This is a genomic window from Gottfriedia acidiceleris, assembly GCF_050457485.1.
GTDB classification, from domain to species: domain Bacteria; phylum Bacillota; class Bacilli; order Bacillales; family Bacillaceae_G; genus Gottfriedia; species Gottfriedia acidiceleris_D.
This window is the reverse complement of sequence record NZ_JBCMJM010000001.1, coordinates 400,899-421,145: the sequence shown is the minus strand read 5'-3', so window position 1 is coordinate 421,145 and position 20,247 is coordinate 400,899. Positions and strand designations below refer to the sequence as shown.

General features: G+C 32.6%; 16 protein-coding genes and 1 pseudogene. 6 read left to right on the top strand and 11 right to left on the bottom strand.

The window, feature by feature from the left end:
- The first annotated feature begins 109 nt into the window (after window positions 1–109).
- Both ABEY15_RS01945 and ABEY15_RS01940 read left to right on the top strand, forming a co-directional pair.
- The gene (locus tag ABEY15_RS01945) at window positions 110–577 is read left to right on the top strand and encodes an NUDIX hydrolase (RefSeq protein ID WP_429888086.1); all 468 of its coding nucleotides are present in this window, start codon (window positions 110–112) and stop codon (window positions 575–577) included.
- A gap of 220 nt (window positions 578–797) precedes the next feature.
- Window positions 798–1,160: a YciI family protein gene (locus ABEY15_RS01940; protein WP_429888085.1), complete on the top strand. Its 363-nt coding sequence runs from the start codon at window positions 798–800 to the stop codon at window positions 1,158–1,160.
- 513 nt (window positions 1,161–1,673) lie between these two features.
- Here ABEY15_RS01940 and ABEY15_RS01935 read toward each other — a convergent pair.
- Window positions 1,674–3,740: a sigma-54 interaction domain-containing protein gene (locus ABEY15_RS01935; protein ID WP_429888083.1), complete on the bottom strand. Its 2,067-nt coding sequence runs from the start codon at window positions 3,738–3,740 to the stop codon at window positions 1,674–1,676.
- 260 nt (window positions 3,741–4,000) lie between these two features.
- On the opposite strand from ABEY15_RS01935, the gene ABEY15_RS01930 reads away from it, so the two are divergent.
- Together ABEY15_RS01930 and iadA are read left to right on the top strand one after the other, a co-directional pair.
- Window positions 4,001–5,422 (top strand): YfcC family protein, encoded by a 1,422-nt coding sequence (locus ABEY15_RS01930; RefSeq protein ID WP_429888081.1) that lies wholly within the window; start codon window positions 4,001–4,003, stop codon window positions 5,420–5,422.
- A gap of 32 nt (window positions 5,423–5,454) precedes the next feature.
- Complete coding sequence (gene iadA / locus ABEY15_RS01925) at window positions 5,455–6,627, top strand: beta-aspartyl-peptidase (RefSeq protein ID WP_429888080.1); 1,173 nt, start codon at window positions 5,455–5,457, stop codon at window positions 6,625–6,627.
- Window positions 6,628–6,806: 179 nt separating this feature from the next.
- On the opposite strand, the gene ABEY15_RS01920 is transcribed toward iadA, so the two are convergent.
- Window positions 6,807–7,973: a sulfite reductase subunit alpha gene (locus ABEY15_RS01920; protein ID WP_429888079.1), complete on the bottom strand. Its 1,167-nt coding sequence runs from the start codon at window positions 7,971–7,973 to the stop codon at window positions 6,807–6,809.
- Window positions 7,974–8,227: 254 nt separating this feature from the next.
- On the opposite strand from ABEY15_RS01920, the gene ABEY15_RS01915 reads away from it, so the two are divergent.
- On the top strand, window positions 8,228–9,502 hold the full coding sequence (locus ABEY15_RS01915; RefSeq protein ID WP_429888078.1) for an MFS transporter: 1,275 nt from the start codon (window positions 8,228–8,230) through the stop codon (window positions 9,500–9,502).
- A gap of 412 nt (window positions 9,503–9,914) precedes the next feature.
- Window positions 9,915–10,298, top strand: a complete 384-nt coding sequence (locus tag ABEY15_RS01910; RefSeq protein WP_429888076.1) for a VOC family protein — start codon at window positions 9,915–9,917, stop codon at window positions 10,296–10,298.
- A 928-nt stretch (window positions 10,299–11,226) separates the two neighbouring features.
- Here the strand turns inward: ABEY15_RS01910 and ABEY15_RS01905 are convergent.
- The 9 genes and pseudogenes from ABEY15_RS01905 to ABEY15_RS01865 all read right to left on the bottom strand — a co-directional run bounded on the left by ABEY15_RS01905 (window position 11,227) and on the right by ABEY15_RS01865 (window position 20,247).
- Window positions 11,227–11,820, bottom strand: coding sequence for a DoxX family membrane protein (locus tag ABEY15_RS01905; protein WP_429888075.1), 594 nt, complete (start codon window positions 11,818–11,820; stop codon window positions 11,227–11,229).
- A 305-nt stretch (window positions 11,821–12,125) separates the two neighbouring features.
- Window positions 12,126–12,563: a universal stress protein gene (locus tag ABEY15_RS01900; RefSeq protein WP_429888073.1), complete on the bottom strand. Its 438-nt coding sequence runs from the start codon at window positions 12,561–12,563 to the stop codon at window positions 12,126–12,128.
- Window positions 12,564–12,890: 327 nt separating this feature from the next.
- Window positions 12,891–13,313 (bottom strand): universal stress protein, encoded by a 423-nt coding sequence (locus ABEY15_RS01895; RefSeq protein WP_429888071.1) that lies wholly within the window; start codon window positions 13,311–13,313, stop codon window positions 12,891–12,893.
- Window positions 13,314–13,571: 258 nt separating this feature from the next.
- Window positions 13,572–14,261 (bottom strand): annotated as a pseudogene (locus ABEY15_RS01890) (SpoVR family protein); the annotation flags it as partial.
- Between the two features lie 162 nt (window positions 14,262–14,423).
- Entirely contained in the window at window positions 14,424–15,758 is a 1,335-nt protein-coding gene (glnA, locus tag ABEY15_RS01885; protein WP_429888070.1) for a type I glutamate--ammonia ligase, read from the bottom strand.
- Window positions 15,759–15,872: 114 nt separating this feature from the next.
- Complete coding sequence (locus ABEY15_RS01880) at window positions 15,873–17,174, bottom strand: glutamine synthetase family protein (RefSeq protein WP_429888068.1); 1,302 nt, start codon at window positions 17,172–17,174, stop codon at window positions 15,873–15,875.
- A gap of 57 nt (window positions 17,175–17,231) precedes the next feature.
- A complete protein-coding gene (locus ABEY15_RS01875; protein WP_056470089.1) occupies window positions 17,232–17,633 on the bottom strand; it encodes a MerR family transcriptional regulator in 402 nt (133 codons plus the stop codon).
- Between the two features lie 263 nt (window positions 17,634–17,896).
- Window positions 17,897–18,880 (bottom strand): ABC transporter permease, encoded by a 984-nt coding sequence (locus ABEY15_RS01870; RefSeq protein ID WP_429888067.1) that lies wholly within the window; start codon window positions 18,878–18,880, stop codon window positions 17,897–17,899.
- Window positions 18,877–20,247 carry an ATP-binding cassette domain-containing protein gene (locus tag ABEY15_RS01865; RefSeq protein ID WP_429888065.1) on the bottom strand — a complete coding sequence of 457 codons (1,371 nt, stop codon included), beginning with the start codon at window positions 20,245–20,247 and terminating at the stop codon, window positions 18,877–18,879. Before ABEY15_RS01865 ends, ABEY15_RS01870 begins: the two co-directional genes overlap by 4 nt.

The following is a 20,247-nucleotide window of genomic DNA, read 5'->3' as shown; positions in this document are numbered from 1 at the left end:
TGGCAGTTTAATAAGAAAAATTATTAATTGGCTGATGATCTAATTAAAAAGCAGGACGTTTTAAATTTTTTGTCGAAATAATAAATAAAAAATATTCGAGGTTATTCTTATGAATGATTACATTAAAACAATAAGAAAAATGGTTGGAAATGAGACTATATTAACGGTTGGCTGTGGTGCAATTATAGAAGATAGTTCTGGACGAATTCTTCTACAACGTAGAACCGATTATGATGTTTGGGGGATTCCTGGGGGTCTATTAGAATTAGGAGAAACCTTTGAAGATACAGTTAAAAGAGAAGTATTTGAAGAAACTAATCTAACTATTAGTAATGTAAAATTATTTGGTATTTATTCGGGAGAAAATGGATTTGCTCAATATGCGAATGGAGATAAAGTATTTAGTGTTCAGATTATTTTTCATGTAACTGATTATGTAGGAACTTTAGAAGCTAATAATGAAAGTATTGAATTATGTTTTCTAAATAAAAAAGAAATACCTAAAAACTTAAACTCTCATCAAGCTCCATTTATTGAAGATTGGTTGAATAAAGAACAAATTCCTATTATAAAGTGATAATCTCTTATTCAACTAAAGCATGCTTTAGTTGAATAACAAGAATTGCTTTTTCAACTCAGATGTCAAATAATTTAAAAAGGACAAAGCTTCTACTGGCAATATAATTAACATGAAGAACTTTATGATTATGTTGAAGATGATGTGAATTTCAGTAAGAATGTTCCCAATGTATTAGGGTTTAACATTAGAAAGCCATAACCCAGAGGAGGAGTTACTAATGAAATTTATGATGGTTGTAAAGGCTTCTAAGGATTCTGAAGCAGGGACTATGCCAAAAGAGCAGATGGATCTTATGTTTGCTGCGATGAAGAAATATAATGAAGAACTGAAGAAAGCTGGAGTTCTGGTGTCAGTCGGTGGACTGCATCCAAGCTCCAATGGTATTCGAATTACTTACCCTGTTCCCGGAGAACCACCGACCATTACAGAGGGGCCTTTCGCTGAAGTCAATGAGTTGATTGCAGGTTATTGGTTCATAGATGTGAAATCTCGCGAGGAAGCAATCGAGTGGGCGATGCGCGCGCCAGATCCACATGGTCTAGGAGAAGGACAGATTGAGCTACGTCAAGTATTCGAATAGACTAGTAGGCTAAACATTGGATTAACAATGTTTCAAAAGAAGTGATTCTAATCATTCCAAATCATTTATTTCTGTTCACTTATTGTTCAACTAACGACGTGTGTTAGTTGCATTAGAGGTCCTAAAGGTTGTCTAATTAGACAACCTCTTTTTAAGTTCAAAAATCAACATTTTATTTTAGCAAATCCATTTTTTTATATAATTTTCTTGCGTTTATCAGGCAACTTTTGAAACTATTACTAAAAAGAAAATTGTCCATAAATAGAAAAAACCTCAACGCCAATAGCGCCAAGGATTGTATTGGGTAATATACTGACATGTATTGTTCTCTTTCCCAATGGTGAGATTGGGTTCTAAACATGCAGTTATCGAGCAGTTAAACGCTATATATAGCTAAATTTACACATCAACTTTGGTTAGCAATTTAACCTCAAATTAAATATGGCCAAAGAATCAATGCAGCTCCAAGTTAGTAATAAAATATAGGAAGATGGTTAATAAACCAGAATACTATCAATGTTCACTCGATAATAATTTTGATTTATCCTTTAAGAAATATAAATAATCAGTACCTAAGGAAGTAATTTTTGTGCCTGCTCTTCCTTTACCTTTAATAACAAATCCTTTTAGTTCCATTGTATTTAATCGAAGTCTAATTTGTTGTGAGGTTAAGTATCTACCAATCTCCTCACTTCTAGCTGAAATGGCCTCTCTACTTGCTATCTTTCCTATGTCATTAAAATTTTTAATTGATTCTAGTATTGTGATGGATTCTTGTACCTCAAGGACACTAGTTGGTAATTCATAGTCAGTTTTTTCGATAGTCTTTAATCGATTAGTTTTTGTTTGAATATGATTAGGTAAATCATTTAGAGTAATAATCCCGCCTTCACAGACAGTGAGCATGTAATCAAGTACCCCTTTTAGTTCCCTAATATTTCCGTTCCATTCATGATGATATAATTTTTCTAAAACGTCTTTATCGATCATCACTTTTTTACCACTTTTTGTAACAAAATGTTTTACTAACAAAAGTATATCCAATTTCCGAGATCGTAACGGTGGAATTAATAGATTTAAAACGTTTAATCTGTAAAATAAATCTGATCGGAATGAACCTTCAGCAATTTTAAGTTGAAGATCTTTATTAGTTGCAGCAATTATCCGTACATTAATTGGAATAATTTTCCTACCTCCAATTCTGCGAATCTCTTGTTCCTGAAGTACACGCAATAAATGTGACTGTACGTTTAGGCTAATATCACCAATTTCATCTAAGAATAATGTCCCTCCACTTGCAATTTCAAACAACCCTTTTTTCCCACCTTTTTTAGCTCCTGTAAAGGTACCTTCGTCATAACCAAATAGTTCACTCTCTAATAAACTCTCCGTAAAAGCACTACAATTAACTGCTAAAAAAGGGCCATTTTTCCGATCGGATTGTTGATGCATAGCATGAGCAAAGAGTTCTTTACCTGTACCCGTCTCACCTTGGATTAATATCGGGTGCTCTGTGATCGCAAGTTTTTTGGCAATATTTTTACACTCTGTAATGGATTGATGCTCACCAATAATATCTTTAAAATCGTATCTAGCAAAAAAACCTTGATTTCTAAGCTCTCTTTGAGCAGTTTTTTCAATTTCAGAAGCTCGGTTTACACTTTTAAAGGTAGCCACAACTCTTTCATCATCTTTTATATAGAATCGATAGATGACTAAATCAATGTCATTGATGGAAAAAAATTTAAATTCTTCAAATCCATTTAAAATAAACTCCTTAACATTTTGCAGTTCCATAACATTGTCTAAGTGTTTCCCTAACGCATTCTCAATAGGTACTTGAAAAAGCAAAGAAAGTTTTTCATTAAATACCGTTATGTTTCCATTACGATCTAACGCTAAAATACCATCATCAACCGTATCTACAACATTTTGTAAATGCCTATTTACTTTTTTCTCATTTTGCTCTGCAAGTAAAATTTCTCTTTGCAATTCTATAATATTTTTAATATATTTTTCCGAAATTAATGATGAAATGTTTTTATTAAGATTACAGATTTCAACAATTTGAAGGATAGCGGAGATATCAAAAAGACGAACTCCAATATCAATTACTTCTTTAATATATGAAGGACTTAAGTGAATTTCACCAGGAGATACTGCAATGCTTATATTTGGATAATATAATTGATCATTTTTAAATGGGAAATATTCTACATGGTCGATTCCTAATTGGTAAAGGGACTGTATTAATTCAACCGTAGAATGAAAATCATCATTAACAACTAATACATTTGTCCCCTCCTCAATCCTTAATAGTTTTTCAACATTCTCATGATTAAGTGTTCTCTTTCCTACCATGACATGTTTACCACTCACTGTTGCTATTTTTTCAGTTTCATTTTTTGCTTCTTCAGAAGAAAAAAGAATAATATCGTCTTTAAACTCTAATAACTCACAGTCCTCAATTGCATAGGATTTAATATTTATATAATCTTCTAGTAATTGAATTAACTGATTAGACAGAGCTTGTCTTGTTTTTTTACTCCCTGTAATCAAAGTAAGTGAGTTTTTCTTCATCTAATTCCCTCCAAACAGTTCTTTTTGGTTCTATTATATCACCCAAAAGAACCAACAAATCCAGAAAACACATAAATTTCCTTTAAAAATAGACTTTAAAACTTGGCACGCTATTTGCTTATAGTAGATTGTAGTCATTTTAATAGTTATTAAGATTCAAAAAGATAGGAGGGAATTTAGGATAGCGTTTTATAATTTTTTACTACTAATTCTAGAATATTAAATCATTCTAGCACCCTAATTTAAAAGGAGATGAATTGATGTCACAAATTCAGGCTAATAAAATAGCACAACAAAGAAATGTTATGAAAGAACGTAAAATTAATATCTTTGCACTCTTATTAGTAATTTTACTTATTGCAACAATTCTTACCTATGTTTTACCAACAGGTGAATATGCACGTATAGACATCAATGGACATTCAACAGTTGATCCGAATTCATTTAAATCAATCGTAGCAACACCAGTTGGATTCTTTGAAATGATAAAAGCCATTCATTTGGGCATGGTAGATGCAGCAAATATTATATTCTTTGTTCTAATAATCGGAGGTTTTTTCGGTGTTTTAAGTGCAACTGGCACAATTGAAGCATTAATCTCTACTTTGGCTAAAAAACTAGCTAATAGAGAAAAGTTATTAATTCCAATTATGATGCTTTTCTTTGCAATTGCAGGTTCTTTAATGGGAATGGCTGAAGAATCTTTAGCTTATATCCCACTGCTGATTCCATTAGCCCTTGCTTTAGGTTTCGACACAATGACCGGTACTGCAATCGTATTAGTTGGCGCATCAGCAGGTTTTACAACGGCAATAATGAATCCGTTTACAGTTGGTATTGCTCAGGGAATTGCAGAACTACCTACTTTTTCTGGAATGGGATTTCGACTTGTATTGTTTGTAATTGTTTATTTAATATCAGTTATTTTTATTTATCGATATGCCATGAAAGTTAAAAAAAATCCACAAATGGGATTTTACGGTAAATATTCAGTTGAGCAATCTAATGATCTATTATCTTCTAAAGCTCAATTAACTTCTAGACATAAATGGATATTCTTTGCTTTTCTTATTAACTATATTGTTTTAGCTTATGGTGTTATTAAATATCAATGGTATATTAGCGAAATTGCTTCTTTGTTTATTATCTTAACGATTGCTATTGGAATAATTGGAAGATTATCAATCGATGAAGTTGTTAAATCATTTACTCAAGGATCTGCTACTTTAATTAGTGGCGCCCTTATTATAGGTGTTTCCCGTGCAATTCTAGTCGTTTTAAATCAAGGACATATTGTTGATCCAATGCTTCATGGAGTAACTGAAGTCATTAAACATATTCCTGCGTCTTTAAGTGTAATTGGAATATATAATTTCCAAGCAGCTATACACTTTATTTTAGCTTCTGGTAGCGGTCATGCAATGTTAACAATGCCAATAATGGCTCCACTTGCCGACCTACTAGGAATTACTCGACAAACTGCTGTCCTATCATTTTCTTTTGCTGATGGAATTGGGAACATTATTTTCCCAACAGCTGGAACTTTAATGGCAGGATTAGCAATTGCAGGAATACCTTGGACAAAATGGGCTCGATGGATTTTCCCATTAGTAGTCATTCAATATTTAATCGGTTTAATTGCTGTTGTAATCGCACACTTAATAAATTACGGTCCTTTTTAAACAATTAACAAAGGTATTAGGAGGAAAAAAAGTTGTTAACCTTAATAAAAAACGGTCAAGTATACACACCACACTCTATTGGCAGAAAAGATTTACTTTTAGCAGGAGGAAAAATTGAAATGATTGCAGATCATATCACCATTCCACCAGACTTTCTTTCATACGATGTCATAGATGCCTCCAACTCATTAGTTGTACCAGGTTTTATTGATTCACATGTACATATCATTGGAGGTGGTGGAGAAGGTGGATTTAAAACACGCACTCCTGAACTAATGCTTACGAATGTTACAATCGCTGGCGTTACTACAGTAGTCGGTGTACTAGGTACAGACGGTACAACAAGAACTACGGAGAATTTACTTGCAAAAGCACGTGGATTAGAAGAAGAAGGCATTACTTGTTATATTCATACTGGTTCCTATCAAATCCCTGTAAAGACACTAACAGAATCGATCCAGAGAGATATTATTCTGATTGATAAGATTATTGGTGTTGGTGAAATCGCTATAGCAGATCACCGCTCCTCGGAACCAACGATTGAAGAACTTTCAAAGATCGCATCTGCTGCGCGTAATGGAGGTATTTTATCTGGAAAGGCTGGCATATTAGAAATTCATGTAGGTGATGGAAAAGAAAAACTTTCCCTTCTTCATCAACTAGTGGATCATACAAATATTCCAATTCGTCAGTTTCACCCAACTCATATTAATCGGAATGAAGAATTGTTTAAAGCCGGTATTGATTTTGCACTTAAAGGTGGATATGTAGATTTTACTACAAGTACAATACCTCAGTTTTTAGAAGATGGCGAGGTAAAGTGTAGTAAAGGACTAAGAGTAATGCTTGAAGAAGGGGTTCAGATCGAGAACATAACTTTTTCTTCAGATGCTCAGGCAAGTCTTCCCTTTTTTGATACAAATGGAGACTATTTAGGACTTCAAATTGGCAAAATTTCATCTTTATATCAAGAAGTAAGAGATGCAGTAATTAATGAAGGGATCCCTTTAGAAATAGCAATACAAGTAATTACTTCAAATCCTGCAAAAGTGCTAAAACTATCACATAAAGGTAACATAACATCCGGTAACGACGCAGATATTGTTTTATTAAATCAAGAAACTTTAGAAATTGAAACAGTATTTGCACTTGGAAGAAAGATGGTTGAAAATGGTACTCCAATTGTAAAAGGCACTTTTGAATAAGAATTTAACTAATGTCTCTTTAGAAAAGGTATATTTCAAATAAAGAAAAGTCGCATTAAATTAGGCTTTAGAGCAAAAAATTGACTTTAAAAACAATAAAAAAAGTAACCCTTTGTACCAACTGGAACGAAGGGTTACTTTTTGTTATAAAATACCTATATTGTTAATACCTTTAAATCTTAATACACATCACGTTGATAACGCCCTTGCTTCTGCATATCTTTAAGATGTGCTTCAGCTGCATCACGTTCCATCGCACCTTCTTTTTCAAGAATCGTAATAAGCGCTTCGTTGACGTCTTTCGCCATATATTCCTTATCTCCACAAACGTAGAAATAAGCTCCTTTTTCGATCCATTCATACATTTCTTTGCTATTTTCAAGCATTTTATGCTGCACATAAACTTTTTGATCTGTATCACGGGAGAATGCAGTATCAATTTTCGTCAATACTCCATCTTGTTGATATTTTTCTAATTCGCTTTTATAAAGGAAATCTGACGCTTCATGTTGGTCTCCAAAAAACAACCATGAACGGCCAGTAACTTTATTGACTGCTCTTTCCTGGATAAACGAACGGAATGGTGCAATACCCGTCCCAGGTCCAACCATAATAATATCTTTGTCCCCAGACTCTGGCAAATAGAAGTGTTTATTTACTTGAACAAAGACTGGAAGAGTATCTCCTTCTTTAATACGTTCTGAACATAAAACAGAACAAACACCTTTTCGCTCGCGTCCGTGTGTAGTGTAGCGTACAGCACCGATTGTTAGATGAACTTCATCTGGATTTGCAGCAATACTGCTTGCGATTGAATAAAGTCGCGGAGTCATTTTTCTTAATAATGAAACGATCTCTTGAGCAGATGCACTCCATGGACCAAAATCACGTAACATATCAAGTAAATCTCGCCCATAGCAATATTCCTTTAGTTGAGTTGCATTTTCAACCAACACAAGGTTTTTCAAATCTTCGTTTTCTGTAAATACAGCTGCCTGTTGTAATATCTTCTTCGTCAACAGTGTAATTTCACAGTAGGATGTAAGCGCTTCTTTTAAAGTTAGTGTTTCACCCTGCTTACCAACAGTAACAACTGCTTCTTCATCCCATTTCATTTCATTTATAAGAGCAGTAACTAGCTCTGGATCATTCGAAGGAATCACTCCAAGTGCAGCACCCGGGACATAAGTAAGTTCTGACCCTTTCAATGACAATTCAATATGCCTTGTTTCCTTGTTTGAGTCTGTTCCATTTAAATTAATATTTTTGAGAACCTTCGCTTGAAATGGATTGGTCCTTGAATATGGTAGTTTGTCATTTGTAGTATCGTTTAAAGTAGATTTCATTACTCGTAACCTCCAAGAATTGTGTATATAACTAAGATAACATAGAAGTGGGAAATTATGTATTAACATCTGCTACTTTTTTACCTTTTTCGTGTTTTTCTTTAGCCACGTGTCCAAAAATGTTAAGGATTCTCCTCATGTCCACTGCTTATATAGGGAATTTTTAGATAATATACTGAAAACTGTAGAGGATAAATAAAATATTAGTAGTATCTAATCTATAGCAGTTATTAATCATTGGGAGGAAAAAACTCATGAAGAGTTTTACGAAGCAAGAAAATAGTTGGATTTTCTACGATTGGGCCAATTCAGCTTATTCTATTATTATTAGCACTGCCGTATTCCCTCTTTTTTATAAAGCTTCTGCTTCAAAAGCCGGAATAAGTGCTTCTGATTCTACTGCTTATTTAGGTTATACGATCGCAATTTCTACATTCATTTTAGCAATGTTAGGTCCAATTCTTGGAACAATTGCCGACTATAGAGGATTTAAAAAGAAGCTCTTTTCTTTCTTTTTTACTCTCGGTGTTTCTTTTACAGCACTACTTACATTTATCCCTAATGATAACTGGCTTTTACTTTTGATTTGTTATACGATTACAGCTATTGGCTTTGCTGGTGCGAATGTATTTTATGACGCTTTTTTAATAGATGTAACTTCAGAAGAACGTATGAATAAGGTATCCGCTCGAGGCTTTGGTTTTGGATATATAGGTAGTACAATTCCATTTATCATTAGTATTGCTATAATCGTATTAGCTCAGAAAGAAATACTTTCAATTTCAACAACTCTCGCAAGTCAAATCGCTTTTCTCATTACTGCCGTTTGGTGGGGCATTTTTACAATTCCTTTGTTACGAAACGTTCGTCAAAATTATTTTATTGAACCTGAACAAAATCCTGTATTAAGTAGCTTTAAGAGGCTAGGAAAAACCTTTAAAAATATCCGACAATATCGTGCTTTATTTATATTTCTACTTGCATATTTCTTTTATATCGATGGCGTTGGAACGATCATTACAATGTCAACAGCTTATGGAACTGACCTTGGAATCAGTTCAACAAATCTATTAATTATTTTGTTTGTCACACAGGTTGTCGCTGCTCCATTTGCAATTATTTACGGAAAACTTGCAGATAAGTTTTCAGGTAAATTTATGCTTTATGTTGGAATCATTATTTATATGATTGTTTGTATATATGCTTACTTTTTAAATTCTACTTTAGACTTTTGGATTTTGGCTATGCTTGTCGCCACATCTCAAGGTGGAATTCAAGCTTTAAGTCGTTCATATTACGCAAAACTTGTCCCTAAAGAAAAATCAAATGAGTTTTTTGGCTTCTATAATATTTTCGGTAAATTTGCATCAATCATGGGACCATTAATAGTCGGCTTAACAGCTCAACTTACAGGTCATTCTAATATGGGTGTATTTAGTCTAATTATTCTATTTGTTATTGGTATTTTCTTTTTAACCCGTGTTTCTGAACCTAATAATAAAGAAGTAGCGAAAACTACAAATTACTAAAAAGTGATAGGTGGGTGTCCTAAAAGTTTAACTTTTAAGGGTACCCTCTTTATTTTTTGGCTGTTTAAATTTTTATGCCGATCATTTAAAAATAGATAAAGAGAATTCTTTGAAGTTTCCAGGGAATATAGTCAATCGTTCCTTAAAACAATTGCACCTACTATTGTTTACTAAAAGCAAACAATAAATGTTGTCATATTTTGAAGGTAAAAGAGTAAACAAAAACTTCAATCATTTTTTCTCGACCACTGCCAGAAAACAACTTCTTAAAACTGCATAACCCTTTTCAATGTCCTTTACAAAGGATACATATCAAAAGGGTACCCTTCTAATGTTTCTGGTCCTTGACTCCGTTTTTTATTATATATGTTATAATATTTCGAAGAATCAATTTTTATAGGAGGTAGACATTATGGCTGTAAAAAAACTCGAACATATAGGGATACAAGTAAGAGATATAGATACATCGATTGAATTTTATACTAGAGTCGTGGGGTTAGTGTTTTTGGAAAAACAGGACCATATCGATCCAAAAATTAAATTAGCGTTCTTGGGATTTGAGGATTCAAAGGAACCGATTGTAGAATTAATTTCTGGTTATAACCCAGATTTACCAGCAGAGGGGAAAGTTCATCACCTCGCATTTGCAGTAGATGACATTGAAACCGAGATCACACGTGTTAAAGACCATCATGTAACATTTGTAGACGAGTCAGTCACAACATTGCCAAATGGATCAAAATATATCTTCTTTTATGGACCAGACGGAGAGTGGATTGAATTATTTCAGTCTTAATAATGTAAATTGGTGTCAGGAAGATTTCCTAAATGTATAACTTTTAGGTGTTTTACATTAGAGGTTATCTCATTGTAAAAGGACCTTACAAAGAAACAAATTTAAAAGTCAATGAGTTGATTTATGAATTGATAACCACTCAAACTAGATTGGTAGAATGAATAATCGGATTTGAAAAATTTTATCATTAAATCGCACTTCCGAAGTAGTTGAATAATTTGAGTCACATAACGTGGCTCTTTCTAACTATATGCCAATAACTTGCCCAGCCTTCCGTCTTCTAAAGAGCTAAAATTTTCACTATAAATATAGACATTACTAGATAAGCTGAGTACAAATATAAGGGTACAATTAACAGAGAGGCTTTACTGATCTATTAACGGAATAAAAGTCAATAAAAAAACTCTTTCATAATAATGAGTAAAATTATTGTTTTACTTTCTATTACAAAGAGGTTTTATATGTCTAAATTATTTATTAAATTTATTTATAGATTTTTCAGCTTCTGTCATTACCGCCATAACAAAGACGATTGCATCGTTTAACAAAATGTATTAGTAATAAATATTCTAAGATTTAAGTTACTTAATCTTTTTGAATTTTAATTAATTCTACTAGATTGAAGAGCAGCCTGGAAAGAGTAAAAATCACTTTTAAGTGATGTAATTCATTATGAGCTTTCTCTATCAATAAGCTAGATAAACTATTTTTCCCCAGACCTATTCTTACTTTTTGCCTCCTATTCCTCCTATAAAGAAATAATCTGATTACTACAAATAGTAAATGAAAAAAACGACCTTTTTTATACTTACATTTTCAAGTAGCACTTATAAAAAAAATAATCAACCTTAGAGTCCCAATTTAAAAAACCACCTTTACAGGTGGTTTTAAATATACAAAGTATAGTGCTTTTCTTTTATCTAATTAATTACACTTTATTAGTAACTTGTTTTGTTTCTTTTATATACATTTTTTCCCAAGGCGTTCCTAAAAACGGTAGTGCCCATCTATCTAATCCATACCACCCCGCAACTTTCCATCCTAATACTAACAAAGTAGCTAGAATAAATAAAAGGGGATTAGTACTAAGCGTTCCTGCAAATAAATAGCTTACACTCATTAAACTACCAAAAAAAGCAGCAATTCCTGTTAGTAAACCTAAAATTAGACCTAGACCTACAAGAACCTCACCATAAGCTACTAAATATGAAAAGAATTTAGCATTTGGTAATACCGTGTGCTTTAAAAAACTTGCATACCAATCCATTACATCTGGATGAGGAACATTAGAATTAGCTTTAGCTAAAGCACCTTGAGTAAAGCCTTTTACCACAACTCCAGCCTTTGATCCAGTCCAAAGGTCTGAATTTATTTTATCCCATCCAGCTGAAAACCATTCGTACCCTAAGTAAATACGTATAACTAACCAAATCCAAGCAGATTTGCTACTGTTAAATAAAAAATTAGAAACAGGATTATCCGAAACAACAACTTCATAGCTTCCAACATTTTTATTTCCCATTGATTCTCGCCCTCCTGAGCGTTTTCTTATTATAAATTTATTAACAGTTAAAAATATGTACTTTGTGAAATATTATTCTTTAATTTATAATTTTTTCATTTCTATTTTATCTTCAAACATTGCTTAAATGAATTCTCGATTTTATTTGCTCTTCTAATTATTTAAATTTTCTATTTGACCATCTTCACTGATCACAATCTCTACTGAATCTAATATAAGAAATAGGTACAATGTCATTTACAAAATCTGTATAATTTAGGCATAGAAAAAATGCACATCAAGTTCGACAAAATTTAAAAAGATTATTATTTAATGATAAATACTGGGCAAGTCACCTTTTGTACTACATAATGACTGACACTACCTAAAAACAACTCTTTTAAATTACTTAGACCACGACTACCCATCACAACGAGGTCGGCATTAATACTATTAATAAAATCCACAATAGTACACGAAGGAATACCTTCCAAAACGAATGTTTCTGTATGATTAGGAAGTTCTTCCAACTTTTTATTTACTTCATTAAGTGCTATTTTCGCTATCTCATATTCTGTTTGGCGTATCTCGTCTATATTCAACGTATCGAAATAAGTAACATCAACAGGTACATGAAATACTGTGATTACATTCAATTCGATACTTTTATTTTGTTTTGCTAATGTGATAGCCCTGTCCAATGCTTTTTTGCTTAATTCAGAATTATCATATGGAACTACTATTCTTGAACATACATTTAACATCCTTTTCTTCCTCCTATACTAATTTCGATTATTTTTTATTTAAACACCTCGATATAGTCCTAATAGGATCATATAATTTAGATGTATTCATTGAACTACATTAAATTTATAAAAGTAGTTCGATTCTTAATATACTTAAATTCTAAAGAACAGTTTTAATAGGTATTAAATTGACCTAAATAGAAATAATTTTTTTAGGGAAAAGTTAGTAGCAAAACTGTTTAAAAATCCTAATATGTAATGTGAAAATCATCATCTTCAATTAGAATGATCTTTCTAGTAATTTCAAAATCTTTGAAAATACATGAGTAAATAAATAACACTCAATTATCTAACAATTAATACTGGGCAAGTAGCTTTTTGCAATACATAATGACTGACACTGCCTAGGAAAATTTCCTTTAATCCACTCAAACCACGACTTCCCATCACAACAAGATCACCGTCTTCTTGCTTAACAAAATCCACAATCGTTTCAGTAGGGTTTCCTTCCAATACATATGTTTTTGAATTGTTTGGCAGTGAATCTAACTTTTTCTCAATTTCATTAAGTATTTCCTTGGCTGCTAAGAGTTCTGCGTTACGCATCATACGATAGTAAGAAACGGTATATGGTATATTAATAACCATAATAACAACCAATTCTATCCCTTTATCCTGTTTTGCTATATTCATTGCCATTTCTAATGCCTTTTTGCCTAATTCAGAATGATCATATGCAACTATCATTTTCGAGCATACAGATAACATATAGTTCACCTCCTTCCAATAAATCTTATTCTCGCTTTTAATTTAATATCACTTTGTAATTATTAATACAAATGGAATTTCATAATTTTATTAAGTGAAAATTTACATTAGATTGTCCTTAGATTTTAATTTAATGAGAAAGTAAAAAATGAAAAACACCATTCTAATCGAATGATGTTTTTGGATTAATCTTATTAGTGAAACTTAAAGATTTTTATTCTTTTAGCGCACTTTTATTTCCTTTTCTTTAGTCAAGAATCAAATATACTTCCGATGAATATTCTTCCCATCATAACTAAACAAAACAGACTTATTCTCAATATTCGTCTCTAAATGAACCCCTCTACCCCACAATTGATGAATATAAGGCATTACCTTCTCAACATACTTCACATCCAGTTCCATATGTTCATAGGAATGCTTCAAATAAAGCTCCCCATTTTTTAAGTAGTCTCCTTCTTGAACAACGATATATGGAAATCCTCCATTTACCCTGCTGACAACTAACTGATCTCGAACATTTTCCCATGCCTTATCGGTAACTTTATATTCCTTACCTTGTCTTTGGAATAAATACATATCTTCACGCATGACTAGTTCTTTCGTTAAGTAATTTCTGATAAACGAACTATCAGACTCTAATTCACGAACTTCAAACATTTTTTCTCGGCCGCTACCTGATTTAACGCCTAATTCTTTCATTTCTTTTGTTGGATTATTATATCGATATTCAATATCTTCAAACATTCTTAGTCCTAAATAATACGGGTTAATGCTTGTTTTTGATGGTTGAACTATTCCTGCATTAAGCTTTGCGTACTCAATCGCTTCATTTGAATCAAGATTTAGTTCACGCATAATTCTTATATGCCAATAACTTGCCCAGCCTTCATTCATAATCTTCGTTTCAAGTTGCCACCAAAAACAGACCATTTCTTCTCGTAACATGAAATTTTTATAACTAAAAAATTCATATGGATACCAATAAACAATGTAAAGAATATCTTCAAACATTTTAAACTTATTTTGTCATTTTTTCCCGTATCTCTTTTTCTTCTTGACCAAAATATAAAAAACCCTCGACACATACTGTGCCAAGGGTTGATTTGATTAATATACTGACATGTATTGATCTCTTTCCCAAGGGTGAACTTGAGTACGGAAGATATCCCATTCGATTTCTTTTGCTTCTACAAAGTGTTCGAATAAGTGTGATCCTAGAGCACCAACGATTACTTCGTCAGTTTTTAATAGATCTAGTGCAGCTGCTAAAGTTGCTGGTAAATCGATGATTCCAACTTCTTCGCGCTCTTCTTTAGACATAACGTAGATGTTACGGTCTACTGGAGCTGGAGCTTCTAATTTATTTTTGATTCCGTCTAAACCTGCTGCTAATAATACTGATAATGCTAAGTATGGGTTTGCAGCTGGGTCAACTGAACGTACTTCTACACGTGTGCTTAAGCCACGAGATGCAGGAATACGAATTAGTGGACTACGGTTTCTTGCAGACCAAGCAACGTAACATGGAGCTTCATAGCCAGGTACTAAACGTTTGTATGAGTTTACAGTTGGGTTTGTAACAGCTGTAAAGTTTGGAGCATGCTTTAAGATCCCTGCGATGAAGTAACGTGCAGTTTCACTTAAACCTAATTCACCAGTCTCATCGTAGAATGCGTTTTTACCATTTGTAAATAATGATAAGTTACAGTGCATACCTGAACCATTTACACCAAATAGTGGTTTTGGCATGAATGTAGCGTGTAAACCGTGTTTACGAGCAATTGTTTTTACAACTAATTTAAATGTTTGAATGTCATCACAAGCTTTGATTGCACCAGCATATTTGAAATCAATTTCATGTTGTCCTGGAGCTACTTCGTGGTGAGATGCTTCGATTTCAAAGCCCATTTCTTCAAGTTCAAGAACGATATCACGACGGCAGTTTTCACCTAAATCTGTTGGTGCTAAGTCGAAGTAACCACCTTTATCATTTAACTCAAGAGTTGGTTCGCCTTTTTCATCTAATTTAAATAAGAAGAATTCTGGCTCAGGTCCTAAGTTGAAATCTGTGAAGCCTAGAGCTTCCATTTCTTTTAACATACGTTTTAAGTTATTACGAGGATCTCCTTCAAATGGAGTGCCATCTGCATTGTAAATATCACAGATTAAACGAGCTACTTTACCTTTTTCAGCAGTCCATGGGAATACTACCCAAGTGTCTAAATCAGGGAATAAATACATATCTGATTCTTCGATACGAACGAATCCTTCAATTGAAGAACCGTCAAACATCATTTTATTGTCTAAAGCTTTTTCAAGCTGACTTACTGGAATTTCAACGTTTTTGATAATCCCTAGTAAATCCGTAAATTGTAGACGTATGTACTTTACGTTTTGTTCTTTTGAAATACGGAAAATATCTTCTTTTGTAAACTTAGCCATTATAAAAGTTCCCCTTTCGTATGCAACAAACAAAATTAGTCTAACACACTTTAAAATAGAAAAGTAGAGATATGCTACTTCCACTTTTCTATTTTTTTATTTTAAGTTTAGTGATTAGCAGTTTAAATATGTTTCTTTTTCCCATTCTGATACACGTAATCGATATGCATCCCATTCTTCTTTCTTGTTTTGAAGGAATGAATAATATACATGTTTCCCTAAAACTTGCTGTAGGAATTCACTGTTTTCAAGTTCTGTAACTGCTTCAAGTAAACTTCCAGGCAATGTTTCAATACCTTCTGCTTTTCTAGTTACGTCATCCATCATATACAGGTTTTCACTTCGTTCGACTGGAGGTGTTAAATTTCTTTCAATACCATCCAAGCCTGCAGATAATAAAACAGCTAAAGCTAAATAAGGATTTGCAGATGGGTCTGGATTTCGTACTTCGATTCTAGTACCCGCACCTCTTGCAGCCGGTATACGAATTGTACATGTACGATTACTTTGTGACCAAGCTACGTAAACTGGTGCTTCATAACCTGGAACTAAACGTTTATATGAATTAACTGTTGGATTTGTAACTGAAGCATTTGCACGAGCATGTGTTAATACACCTGCAATAAATTGTCGTGCCGTTTCAGATAATCCAATTGAATCATGCTGATCATAAAAGGCATTACCATTATCATTTCCTAGACTCATATGACAATGCATACCTGAGCCATTTTCTCCAAAAATTGGTTTTGGCATGAATGTAGCAACTAAACCATTTTTTTCAGCAATTGTTTTAACTGTATATTTAAATAATTGAATATTATCAGCTGTTTGTAATCCTGGTGCGTATTTCCAATCGATCTCATGTTGACCGATTGCAACTTCGTGATGTAAAGCCTCAACTTCTAACCCTAAAGCCTGAAGTGCTTTCGTAATTTCACGTCGTATTTTAACTGTTTTATCTAGGGGGGCTACATCAAAATATCCACCATTGTCATTTGGAACTAATTGATTTCCTTCCTTAGTAAATAGGAAGAATTCAGGTTCAGGTCCTACATTAAAAGAAGTAAATCCCTTTTCGGTCGCTTTTTCAATTGCTCGTTTAAGCACATTTCTTGGATCACCTTCAAAAGGTGTACCATTCGGGTAATAAACATCGCAAATGAAGAGTCCAACTTTTTCGTTAGTGTCGACTTTCCAAGTATTCAAATCTGGGAAAAGCATCATATCACTTGCTTCAATTTTTGTGAATCCGTTAATACTAGAGCCATCAAACATAGTTTCGTTATTAAGTATTTTTTCAATTTGCGTGATTGGTAGTTCTAAATGTTTGAATACTCCTTCTACATCTGTAAAAAATAACTGTACAAATTCAAGACTGTATTCTTCAACACTATTTAAAATCGTTTCCTTTTTCATTTATATTTCCCCCCATATAAATATAAAAGCTAGAATAATCCGGACTTAATCAATAACTTAATGAAAGAATCGAGACATATCTCCTTGTCGTAAAGAAGTTCTACCTAATTTACCATTTTGATATAACTCTTGACGAAGCATTTTTCGAAGTTGTTCATCTGATATTGATTTTTCAACAATGACTTGTTGAACCACTGTTTCTTTGGATTTTTCTGACGATTTTAAATTGAGTACTTCTTTAATTCCTGCTAAATTTAAGCCTTGTTCTATAAAAGTTTTTATCTCTAATAATCGATCGACATCATTGAAAGAAAATAATCTACGATTACCTTCAGTACGAGCAGGACGAATTAAATCATGCTCTTCATAATATCGAATTTGTCTTGCAGATAATTCAGTTAACGAAATGACTATTCCGATTGGGAAAAGTGGCGTTGAGCGTCTTACTTGATCATTCATAGCAATGCTCCTTTCGTTCATCTATAAGTATTTTATTTCATGTTAGATAATCTGTCAATACGATGTTAGAAAATCTAACATGAAAATATTTGTTTTTTATTCTATGCAATATTAGTTAAAATTCTACTATTTTAATAAAAAAAAATAATCTCCATTAGTTTGGAGATTATTACAGTTTGTATTCAAATATTAGGCTATTTGACTTATCCTTCGATATGACAATTTATCAATCATCGCTAATCCGAATTCGGTCAGTATGAAAGCTAATTCTTAATTTTTTTTGCTAACAAAATTGCAATTAATAATAAAATACCTTTAATAATATCTTGCGCATAGTATGGTACATTCAACATCGTGAATCCGTTTAGAAGGATCCCCATTAAGCACGCACCTAAAAATGTTCCGATTATATTTGGTTTCCCTTTTCCAAACATAGCGATTCCTATATATGCCGCTGTAATACTATCCATTAATAATGGTGTACCTGCTGAAACTTGCCCTGTACCAACTCGACTAGCAAGTAAAATCCCACCAAGTGATGCAAAAAGCCCACTAATAATATAAGCATAAACTCGATACTTGTTTACGGGTATTGCTGATAAGTGTGCAGCAGTTTTATTTCCTCCAATAAAGAAGAATACTCTTCCCCAAGTAGTCTTTTCTAAAAATAAGTGTGTAATCAAAATACAAATTATCATTATTATGACTGCAACTGGGATATTAAAAAATGACCCTTGCCCAAGATATAAAAACGAAGGAATAAAATGACCTGTAGTTGCTTCATTATTAATTGTCATTCCTTCATAGATCGAGGAACCCTTTGTTAAGGTTAAATGTAAACCATTTACAACAAACATCATAGCAAGAGTAACTAATAAGTCCGGTAATTTCCCTTTCGTTATAAACAGACCATTTAATAATCCAACTATTAAACCAAAAACAATTGGAATTAATAGTGTAATTAATAACTCTTGTCTAAAAACAATTAAACAATATGCTGCTGTAACCGTACTTAAACTCGCGGTTGATCCAACTGATAAGTCTAAACCATCAATGATTAAACTAAACGTAACTCCAATCGCCAGTAATGTTACGATTGAAATCGATCTTAAAATATCAGAAATATTACTATAAGATAAGAAGGAATTCGATGTCATTGAAAAAAATGCAATAACGACTAGTAGTAGCAATACCGCTCCAAAATCTAAAAATAATCTTCTACCTTGTGTTTGTGCCCATTGCGTCATTGTATACCCTCCAATAACTCACCTTGTATAATTGTATAAATTTTGTCACCTATCACATTAGCTTCTTCAATATCATTCGTGAAATAAATAACACAACCACCGTTAGAACAAAATTCATCTATGTATTGAAAAATATGTTGTTTAGCATAAATATCAACACCTTTTAGTGGTTCATCTAAAATAAGACACTTCAAATTCGGTGAAATCCATTTTGCTATACTTACTTTTTGCTGATTTCCTCCACTAAGATGTAAAATTTCTTTTTCAGTGTCCTTTGGATAAATACTTAAAGTATTAATTAAGGATTGAGAACTCTCAATTTCGAGATTTTTGTTTATCCAACCACTTTTGTTGAACGAGATATTCTCTCTAATCGAGTGATTTAGAAATAAACCTTCTTTTCTTCGATCCTCTGGTACAAATGCAATGCCTTGTTTATATGCATGCTGAGGAGACTTGATCAAAAATGAGTTTCTTCCTATTATTAATTCATATTGTTTTCGATCGCCCCATATTGTTTTTGCCAAACTTGTTTTCTTATTTCCATTTGCACCATAAATGGCAATTACCTCATTTTTATTTATTTCTATATTAATAGAAGGTTTCGTTTCAATTAATCGGATATTACGAAACTGAAAAGCTGGTTCATTGCGCTCTTTTATGTTTTTTTCAAATGAAAATTCAACGGATGACATTTGTCCGATTATTTCATCTACAGTTAATGTCGATGAACTACCTTGATACACGATTTCCCCACTTCTTAGTACCGTTAATTCATCTGTAAATTTAACAAGTTCATCAATTGAGTGTAAAATGACGACAATACCTTTCCCCATTTTTTTCAAATCATATAAGAATGAGAAAAATTTCTCTTTTTCAGTATTTCCTAGGGAAGAAGTAGGCTCATCAAATAGAAAATAAGATGCATCATTAAGAAGTGCTTTTGCAATTAAAATAAATTGTTTTTCATAAATAGAACAGTCACTTACTTGTTTGTAATATGGTAAACACAAATTCCATTTTGAAAGTCGATTTTGAACCAATTCAACACTTTTCTTTTTTGAAAAGAAGAAATTCTTATTTTCTCGATTCAATGCAATCGTTAAATTTTCAATTACAGTTAATCCTTGCACAAGTCCCTCATCAACTTCTTGAGGGACATATGCTATTGTTGAATTTCCACTTACTTTACACTTTCCATTTGTTGGCTGAATTCTATTAGCTAGAATCTTCATTAGCGTACTTTTACCTGCACCATTTAAACCAGCCAGGCCGTCTATTTTTCCAGATTTGACTGTAAAATTAATATCTTTCAGTACCTCTGATTCTCCATAACTAAAATATACAGATTCTAGTTGAATAGTCAT

Coding starts and splice junctions, on each gene's coding strand:
- ABEY15_RS01865 (WP_429888065.1), bottom strand. CDS start 20,247: ATGACTATTCAACTAGAATCTGTATATTTTAGTTATGGAGAATCAGAG.
- ABEY15_RS01940 (WP_429888085.1), top strand. CDS start 798: ATGAAATTTATGATGGTTGTAAAGGCTTCTAAGGATTCTGAAGCAGGG.
- ABEY15_RS01900 (WP_429888073.1), bottom strand. CDS start 12,563: ATGTTAAATGTATGTTCAAGAATAGTAGTTCCATATGATAATTCTGAA.
- ABEY15_RS01920 (WP_429888079.1), bottom strand. CDS start 7,973: ATGAAATCTACTTTAAACGATACTACAAATGACAAACTACCATATTCA.
- ABEY15_RS01905 (WP_429888075.1), bottom strand. CDS start 11,820: ATGGGAAATAAAAATGTTGGAAGCTATGAAGTTGTTGTTTCGGATAAT.
- ABEY15_RS01935 (WP_429888083.1), bottom strand. CDS start 3,740: ATGAAGAAAAACTCACTTACTTTGATTACAGGGAGTAAAAAAACAAGA.
- ABEY15_RS01870 (WP_429888067.1), bottom strand. CDS start 18,880: ATGACGCAATGGGCACAAACACAAGGTAGAAGATTATTTTTAGATTTT.
- ABEY15_RS01910 (WP_429888076.1), top strand. CDS start 9,915: ATGGCTGTAAAAAAACTCGAACATATAGGGATACAAGTAAGAGATATA.
- ABEY15_RS01875 (WP_056470089.1), bottom strand. CDS start 17,633: ATGAATGATCAAGTAAGACGCTCAACGCCACTTTTCCCAATCGGAATA.
- ABEY15_RS01895 (WP_429888071.1), bottom strand. CDS start 13,313: ATGTTATCTGTATGCTCGAAAATGATAGTTGCATATGATCATTCTGAA.
- ABEY15_RS01930 (WP_429888081.1), top strand. CDS start 4,001: ATGTCACAAATTCAGGCTAATAAAATAGCACAACAAAGAAATGTTATG.
- ABEY15_RS01945 (WP_429888086.1), top strand. CDS start 110: ATGAATGATTACATTAAAACAATAAGAAAAATGGTTGGAAATGAGACT.
- ABEY15_RS01915 (WP_429888078.1), top strand. CDS start 8,228: ATGAAGAGTTTTACGAAGCAAGAAAATAGTTGGATTTTCTACGATTGG.
- ABEY15_RS01880 (WP_429888068.1), bottom strand. CDS start 17,174: ATGAAAAAGGAAACGATTTTAAATAGTGTTGAAGAATACAGTCTTGAA.
- glnA (WP_429888070.1), bottom strand. CDS start 15,758: ATGGCTAAGTTTACAAAAGAAGATATTTTCCGTATTTCAAAAGAACAA.